Source organism: Paenibacillus sp. EKM301P (assembly GCF_011800295.1).
GTDB classification, from domain to species: domain Bacteria; phylum Bacillota; class Bacilli; order Paenibacillales; family Paenibacillaceae; genus Paenibacillus; species Paenibacillus polymyxa.
Map to the genome: position 1 here is coordinate 1 of NZ_JAALFM010000112.1, position 337 is coordinate 337.

The following is a 337-nucleotide window of genomic DNA, read 5'->3' on the forward strand; positions in this document are numbered from 1 at the left end:
TACATTTCCCAGACGGAGAAATCGAAGCAGAACGAGTGGAACAGCGTCCACGTGTCGGACGGCCCGAAGTCGAACAGGTTCTTGTCATTGAACAGGAGGCGCACGACGTTCTTATGCTCGATCAGCGTTCCTTTTGGTCTGCCGGTCGTTCCCGACGTGTAGATGACATAAGCCAGGTTGACTGGCCCGGAAATCGGCTCCAGGTTCAAAGCGTCCAGCGCACTTTCGGAGTCCGCCCCTCTGTCGCCCCAAACGAAATTGTCCAATTCGAGGCGCGTTCCTGCGAAGTCGGTCTTCTCGTGCAGATGCTTTTGAATCAGCAATAACGGCGCACCCG

Annotated in this window: 1 protein-coding gene; it reads right to left on the reverse strand. The window is 55.8% G+C overall.

Going from position 1 to position 337, the window contains the following annotated elements:
- A partial coding sequence (locus HFD99_RS25860; RefSeq protein WP_167441079.1) for an AMP-binding protein occupies positions 1-337 on the reverse strand: 337 nt, incomplete at both ends.